Source organism: Bacillus pseudomycoides DSM 12442 (assembly GCF_000161455.1).
Taxonomy (GTDB): Bacteria; Bacillota; Bacilli; order Bacillales; family Bacillaceae_G; genus Bacillus_A; species Bacillus_A pseudomycoides.
The window spans coordinates 5,064,456-5,065,923 of record NZ_CM000745.1 but is presented as its reverse complement, the minus strand read 5'-3'; the positions used below and the strand labels follow the sequence as shown (position 1 = coordinate 5,065,923).

3 protein-coding genes are annotated in these 1,468 nt (G+C 31.6%); 1 reads left to right on the top strand and 2 read right to left on the bottom strand.

Features of this window, described 5'->3' with window-relative positions:
* Window positions 1-116 precede the first annotated feature (116 nt).
* Complete coding sequence (locus tag BPMYX0001_RS25640; protein ID WP_006097091.1) at window positions 117-503, bottom strand: carboxymuconolactone decarboxylase family protein; 387 nt, start codon at window positions 501-503, stop codon at window positions 117-119.
* 158 nt (window positions 504-661) lie between these two features.
* Here BPMYX0001_RS25640 and BPMYX0001_RS25635 point away from each other — a divergent pair, with 158 nt between their 5' ends.
* Window positions 662-1,036: a MerR family transcriptional regulator gene (locus BPMYX0001_RS25635; RefSeq protein WP_006097090.1), complete on the top strand. Its 375-nt coding sequence runs from the start codon at window positions 662-664 to the stop codon at window positions 1,034-1,036.
* Window positions 1,037-1,288: 252 nt separating this feature from the next.
* Here the strand turns inward: BPMYX0001_RS25635 and BPMYX0001_RS33700 are convergent.
* On the bottom strand, window positions 1,289-1,468 hold a 180-nt coding region (locus BPMYX0001_RS33700; RefSeq protein ID WP_208858011.1), incomplete at its 5' end, for a hypothetical protein.

The following is a 1,468-nucleotide window of genomic DNA, read 5'->3' as shown; positions in this document are numbered from 1 at the left end:
AACGCTTTCTATGAATTATGGGTATAAATTCATCTTAGGTTGATAGTAATTGTATAGTGACCCCTATTATAAAAATAAGGTAATTGATTCGACTGAGCTTATTCATTAATAGTATCTTATCCTAAGTTCAGCTTACGTTCTTCAAAAATTTGTTTTGCCACAAAGATTGCATTAAGGACTCGTGGAAAGCCCGTGTAAGGGATGCAGTGCATGATTGCTTCTATTATCTCATCTGGTGAGAGACCAACATTAAGTGCCGCGTTAATGTGGACATTAAGTTGTGGTTCACAGCCACCCTGTGTAGTTAGTGATGCGATTGTAACCAATTGACGTTGTTTGAGGTTTAATCCTTCTCTAGGATAGATGTCACCAAAAGCAAATTCAACAACATATTTACCGAGATCAGGAGCAATATCTTTTAGTGAATCTATAACACGTTGCCCACCTTCTCCATCTACTTCCATTAGTTTTTTCCAGCCACGCTGATAACGTTCATTACTCATTGCATTTGCCTCCTAAGAATTTATCAATTTAAATTTTTAATCATTTAGTACATCTATGTTGCATAGTATCAATTGATTAAAAAGTAACTCTTGATTAAACGTTACACCTTAGAGTGCACTCTAAAGCAACCCCTTTTCTTTGTGTTATAATGAATTTTATGGAAAAGATATTTACTATTAAACAAATCTCAAAAATAACAGGACTTACTGTGCACACTTTACGTTACTACGAAAAAATTGGGTTACTTAATGAGGTGAGCCGAGATATCAATGGTTATCGTCAATATTCAGAAGCTGATATTTCTTGGATCAATTTCTTAATCCGTTTAAGAGTAACAGGAATGTCAGTCACAGATATGAAACTTTTTTCTGATTTACGAAGTCAAGGTGAACCTACAATAAGATCTAGACGAGAATTGTTAGAAATACATCAAAACAAAGTCCTTAAAGAAATTAAAGAGTTGAAGGATAATCTGGTGAAAATTGAAGAAAAGATTGATTACTATAAAGGGATGGAAGAATACAGGAAATAACCATTTTACATTATCATTTATGTCAAAATTTTAGGGAAGTATCTACTGAAAAAACGCCATTCTTTCGAAAGAATGGCGTTTTTTTGTTTTAGGGGTATTAATTTTTCCTTAGCTTGATGGGCATGTATGGTGACCCCTAATATAGAAATAAATAGTATAAGTTAAAAAGACTAGGATTTATTTTCCTAGTCTTTTTAACTTAGTAGCGTCTCTTTTTATTTGGGGTTCGACCGAGATACGTGTAAAAATAGGTCATAGGCTTACTTTTATTTCCAAGATTGATTTATTGAGCTTATTAATATCGTTTCGTTTATTTTTATTAAGTAATTTGTCTATTAGGGCTGTTTTACTTAATTTAATTTTTAAAGAAAAAGTGATTGACACTAAAAATAAATTTATGATATTATTAAATATTTGATAAAAAATAACATG

Coding starts and splice junctions, on each gene's coding strand:
- BPMYX0001_RS25640 (WP_006097091.1), bottom strand. CDS start 503: ATGAGTAATGAACGTTATCAGCGTGGCTGGAAAAAACTAATGGAAGTA.
- BPMYX0001_RS25635 (WP_006097090.1), top strand. CDS start 662: ATGGAAAAGATATTTACTATTAAACAAATCTCAAAAATAACAGGACTT.